This window comes from Winogradskyella alexanderae, from assembly GCF_020166335.1.
Taxonomy (GTDB): Bacteria; Bacteroidota; Bacteroidia; order Flavobacteriales; family Flavobacteriaceae; genus Winogradskyella; species Winogradskyella alexanderae.
The window spans coordinates 1-4,990 of record NZ_JAIUJR010000021.1 but is presented as its reverse complement, the minus strand read 5'-3'; the positions used below and the strand labels follow the sequence as shown (position 1 = coordinate 4,990).

At 30.7% G+C, this 4,990-nt stretch carries 6 protein-coding genes; 1 reads left to right on the top strand and 5 read right to left on the bottom strand.

Annotated features, from left to right (window positions below):
• Positions 1-80: 80 nt before the first annotated feature.
• From LBU54_RS15045 to LBU54_RS15030, 4 genes are all read right to left on the bottom strand, one after another.
• Positions 81-476: a hypothetical protein gene (locus LBU54_RS15045; RefSeq protein ID WP_224531905.1), complete on the bottom strand. Its 396-nt coding sequence runs from the start codon at positions 474-476 to the stop codon at positions 81-83.
• A 5-nt stretch (positions 477-481) separates the two neighbouring features.
• Entirely contained in the window at positions 482-943 is a 462-nt protein-coding gene (locus LBU54_RS15040) for a hypothetical protein (protein ID WP_224531903.1), read from the bottom strand.
• 151 nt (positions 944-1,094) lie between these two features.
• Positions 1,095-1,760 carry a hypothetical protein gene (locus tag LBU54_RS15035; protein ID WP_224531901.1) on the bottom strand — a complete coding sequence of 222 codons (666 nt, stop codon included), beginning with the start codon at positions 1,758-1,760 and terminating at the stop codon, positions 1,095-1,097.
• A 157-nt stretch (positions 1,761-1,917) separates the two neighbouring features.
• On the bottom strand, positions 1,918-2,892 hold the full coding sequence (locus LBU54_RS15030; RefSeq protein ID WP_224531899.1) for a leucine-rich repeat domain-containing protein: 975 nt from the start codon (positions 2,890-2,892) through the stop codon (positions 1,918-1,920).
• 1 nt (position 2,893) lies between these two features.
• Here LBU54_RS15030 and LBU54_RS15025 point away from each other — a divergent pair, with 1 nt between their 5' ends.
• Positions 2,894-3,064: a hypothetical protein gene (locus tag LBU54_RS15025; protein ID WP_224531898.1), complete on the top strand. Its 171-nt coding sequence runs from the start codon at positions 2,894-2,896 to the stop codon at positions 3,062-3,064.
• 47 nt (positions 3,065-3,111) lie between these two features.
• Here the strand turns inward: LBU54_RS15025 and LBU54_RS15020 are convergent, their stop codons facing one another.
• Positions 3,112-4,770, bottom strand: a complete 1,659-nt coding sequence (locus tag LBU54_RS15020; protein ID WP_224531896.1) for a S41 family peptidase — start codon at positions 4,768-4,770, stop codon at positions 3,112-3,114.
• Between the last annotated feature and the right edge of the window lie 220 nt (positions 4,771-4,990).

Genomic DNA, 4,990 nt, shown 5'->3' with positions numbered 1-4,990 from the left:
AAAATCAGCTATGATTTTCCGCCGTAACCGAAAGATAGCAAATTGCAATGAATTCCGATTAGGAATTCAGCCGCAATGAGCTATACACGGTGTTGTGGTGTCGTTTTTATTTTTAATTCAGTTCCAATTTCAGGTTTAAGATTTTGTTTTTTATCTATTGGTTTAATTAAGTACCAATAAATTCCATTCTTTCTTCTTTCCAATTCTTTCACGACTGCTATTTCTCGGTCTTTTTGAGTTTTGTAAGAATGACTTATGTGTTCAGACTCTGTTTCACAGTCAAACATAACTTCGGAATCAGCAATTAAAAGTGTTCCAGAGAGAACTCGTTTTGCTATTATCCATTTTGTTGCGGTTTCCAAGTCAATAATTTCAGTATCTGGTGGAATTCCATTTTCATTATGCTGTAATTCAGTCAGAAGTCCAATTCCAGTTATATTAAAACACTCAATTATTTTCACAAACCCTTTTTCCATTTATCTTAAAACTCCTTTTTTATTTCGGATTGGTATTTTTCTCTATCTCTTGAATGACTCTGAAAAATTGTAAAACCACTATCAATTATTTTCACGTCAAAGTCACGTTTCATTAAATATCGGTCGTCCAAGTCATTTGATAAGTAAATAAACCCTAAAAATAAAACTCCAAATCCAATCCAAAATATTTTAGAAATGAGTTTAGAAATGTTGATTTTCCAAAATCGGTTTACAATCCAAGTTATTAATAACCAAAAGGAAAAATAAGTCAGCAAATTAATTGCCATTTCAGTCAGAAAATATTGTGTTGACAGAGACGTGTGAAATCCATCACATTTATAAATTAACGGAAATCCGTAAAAGAATTCATCAGTTCCGTCAACTACAATTCCGTAACTCCACTGTGTTATAATTCCAAATGAAATTAAAGTCAGAGGTAAAGTTAGTCGAAATATCAGTTTTTTCATTTATCAGATTTGAGTGAGGAAATGCACCACAACGGTCTCGGCTATGAGTAGTTGCGTGGTTTAGCGGTTAACTTTGCAAGTATACACCAAACTGAAAATCCGCGAGGATTTTCAGAAGTAGGCTAGAACAAGCAATTACTTATAGCCATTGTTAGCTGGCGTTTTTTATTTCTATTTTTCTTGGTGTCCAATTTCCTTTTTCAGATTTTATCCAAATTCTCCAATGTTTGTCAGATGTCTTAAATGGTAAATTAGACTTTAAATCATTTATAAATTCCGATTCATATTTTTCCACTTTTTCAAAAGGAAGAGCAAACCAAACTGAAATTGTTGATTTTTTAGACAGTCTCAAATAAATTCGAGAGTTTTTAATTCTAAAGTCCAATTCAGGTATTAACTCTTGATTTGGTAAAACTTGATTAGTGTTTGGGTCTTTAAAATGAAAGTTCCAATGAAAACTCAAACTGATTGGTCCAGCTGGATTTTTTGGTAATTCATTATTTAATTCAAGAGTTTCAAATCCACTTTCAATATTTTTTTCGGTTAGGTTCCAAGTCCAAGTTCTTAACCAACCATCATTTCTTGTTTTTGGAATTCCAAATTTCAAGGTCAATTTCGGTAATAATTTCAGAGCAGAATATTCCTTTTTTTCCGATTCATATAAAGTCAATTCGATAGACTTTGGTTGAGTTTTGTTAGCGAATAAACTCAGGAAATTCAATATCTGTTCATAATTCACTTTAGGGGATTTTCTACTCACGGTATGAGCTCCTCCAGAGTTAATTGGTAATCCTTCGTATGATATGAATCTATTCATTTTCTTAAATGACAGCTAACGGTTTTGTGTATGGTTAGTTGCGTGTTTAAGGAACTAAATTAGTAAACAAAAACGAACGCGAGAAAATTCCGAAGGAATTTTCAAAGTAGGCAACGACCAAAGCAATTAATTATACACGGTGTTGCCACCAGTTTTTTTATTCATATTGGACTGTGACTCCTTTTTGTTCAAATTTTTCAATTGTTTCTTTTAATTCTGATTCGTTAAAATTATTTTCTCTTATCAGCAAATAATTCAGTTTCGGTAAAGTCAATAAAGTGTCAGGAATTGAAGTCAATTCATTCCCATTTACTGCAAGACTTTCTAAACTTTTAATTCCGCCAATCCATTCTGGGATTGTTTTAATATCGTTAAATCCAATTGTCAGTCTTTTTAGTTTAGGAAACTCTAAAATATTTTTAGGAAATTCTTTCAGTTTATTAGAATGAATATTTAAATACTCAAGGTTTTTCAATTCTAAAAGTCCGTTTGGAAGTTTAGTCAAATTCTGATAATTGATTAAAACTTCTTTTTGGTCAAGATAATTTCCATTTTCATAACCTACTTTCAGATTGTTTTTTAAGTCTATATTTTTAAGTTTCTCACAAATTAAATCTCCAATTGAATCTCTGTATTTATAATCAACTTCTCCCAAGTCACTAATTGTTCCAACAACGTAATTGAATTTATAATTTTTTACTCCGTAACAATTATATTGCTCAAAGTAAGTCGCTGAAAATTTTTCACCACTACCAATTACAGGAAATTTATATCTATGCTTAAATGTTTCCTTTTTTGAAGAAGTTAGTAAAATTCCATTTTTTGGAATAAGTATTTTATTATTTGTGAAATAATTATTTTCAAGTTTTGGTTGATTTTCTATTCCGAAAACTATTATGAAACTTTGATTTTTTCCAACAAATGGTTCATTTTCATTGGCAAAATAAATTTCACTTCCAACGTCCCAATTTAAATGGTACAAAGTATGAGAAAGAACGTAAACAAATATTAAAGCCCATTCAATAATTTGTCGGTATTTGACTTTATATTTTTTAAGTAAAAAGCTTGTTAATATTAAAATTGAATAAATTCCAAATAGCCAAAGAATAGCTCCAATTCCCCAAAATCCCATAATGAAGAATATGAAAATTCCGAAAAGAAAGACTATTATACTAAATAAATATATTGGATTTCTGATGTTCATTCAAATTGGTGGCAACGGTTTTGTATATGATACGTTGCGTGGTTTAGCACGTAATTTAGCAAATAAAAACCGAGTAGAAAATCCGAGAGGATTTTCGTAAGTAAGCTGGCACTAGCAATGGATTATATACGTTGTTGGCAACAGTATTTATTCAATTGCTACTTCAATCGCTTTTTCAAGGATTTCATCTCTACCATTTTTAATTCCGCTGATTGTTTGTTCAATTGTAATATCAGGTTCTATTCCAATTCGTTGTGTTTCCTTGCCGTTGGGATAGAACATTCCAATTCCAGAAATATTAGTATCAAAACCTCCAATGAATTTTAGTTCCGTAACATTACCATCTGCTCCAGCAGTTTGACTTCCAATTACAGTTACATTATCAAGAGTTTGAAGGCACATACAAGTAAGTTCAGCATAGCTTATGGTTTCTTCATTAACAAGAAGAATAATTTTGCCTTTGTAAGGGTCTTTATTTTTTCTTCCAGCTTTTTTTCTTGCTTTCCTCCAAACAAAACGTCCTGGTTTGCTTAAATCTGGCATAATACTTTTAAAACATTCCTGCTCTTTTTCTGACAATTCTGCAACGATAGCATCTTTTGTTCCCAAAGGATAGTTTCGAATATCTATAATTATACTTTTGGTATTTGAAAGATTTTCGACTATATCTCTAACCTCTTTTACACGTAGCAAACCTAAATTAATATAGCCAATATTATCTTCTAGTATTTTCCATTTTAATCTATTGAAGTTGCGTTCTTTCATCTCATTCAATGGATAAAGAGAAACACTTTTATCAATCGACTTTCCATTTTTTTCAACTGTAATTTCAATGGATTCCTCATTACTTCTAAAGAGTTTAAATGTTGCCATACGTTGTTTGGCCTTTTCATTAGAACCGTTTACCAATTCTTTAGAATCTTTATATAAATCTGAAATATCAACTCTATTGATTTTGGTTATTGCATCTCCAATTTCCCAATTGTCCTTTTGGGCATAAGGTGTATTATAAAAACCAGTAACAATAGCTTTATCATCGATTATCTTTACTGATACAGGTAACCAATTTTTTCCAAAATAGTTTTCTACTTGCGTTGTTGAAAAGCTAGAATGACTATCATCTAACTTTGTAGTAAGCCGTAGCATTGCTAAATGGTATTTTGTTGAGTTTGAAGCGTTTTTAAATTCAGGAATCATTTCTTTTAAAACTTCACCCCAACTTTGGTCGGTTTGATACTTGTATGGAAAAAAGTATTCAATGAAATTCCAAAACCGAAATAGACTTAATAATCTAATATTCTCATCTTCTGGAAATTCTGAAATAGAATACTCTTTTTCATTAATTGGTATAGCTTTACCAGAATTACCAATTTTATCTAGTTTAACATAATGCTGATTATTGCTACGTTCAGCATCCCGAATAATATTAAGTTGTTGTTTCAGTGCCTCGTTAAAAACAGACGAATTTTCAATCCAATCTAAATCTAAATTTTTGAGAAAATAGTCATTTTCAGTATTTACATTTTGTTTTTTATTGGGCGCAACACTACCTAAATCAGAAATCCATTTCAAATAGTACTCGGAAAAATCTTCACTAGTTTTGAGCTCATTAATTTCTGACATTCTTTTTACTAATTCATAGTCCCAGTCGTATTTCCCTTTAATCACATTTGGATGATAGTATTTTAAAAAACCCCAAATTTTGGCTGTGGTTGATAATTTTTCGGTTTCAGATAGCACGTTTTGTGCAATTATAGAATTTCCAGAAATAACTAGAAGCAATAGAATTAGTACCGTTTTTTTCATTAAAAGTGATAGATTGATTAAATATCAAAAAAACATATATTCAAGTCGAAAAAGTGTTAAAGGGCATTTAATTAAGAGAATTTTAAATATTTCAACTTGGTTGGTTGATATTGTTGCCAACGGTCTTGGCTATGGTTTCGTTACGGAATGGTACGCGAGTATCATTCCGCCGTAACCATAAATTTAGCAAAAAGGCTTGAAATTCCGATTAGGAATTTCA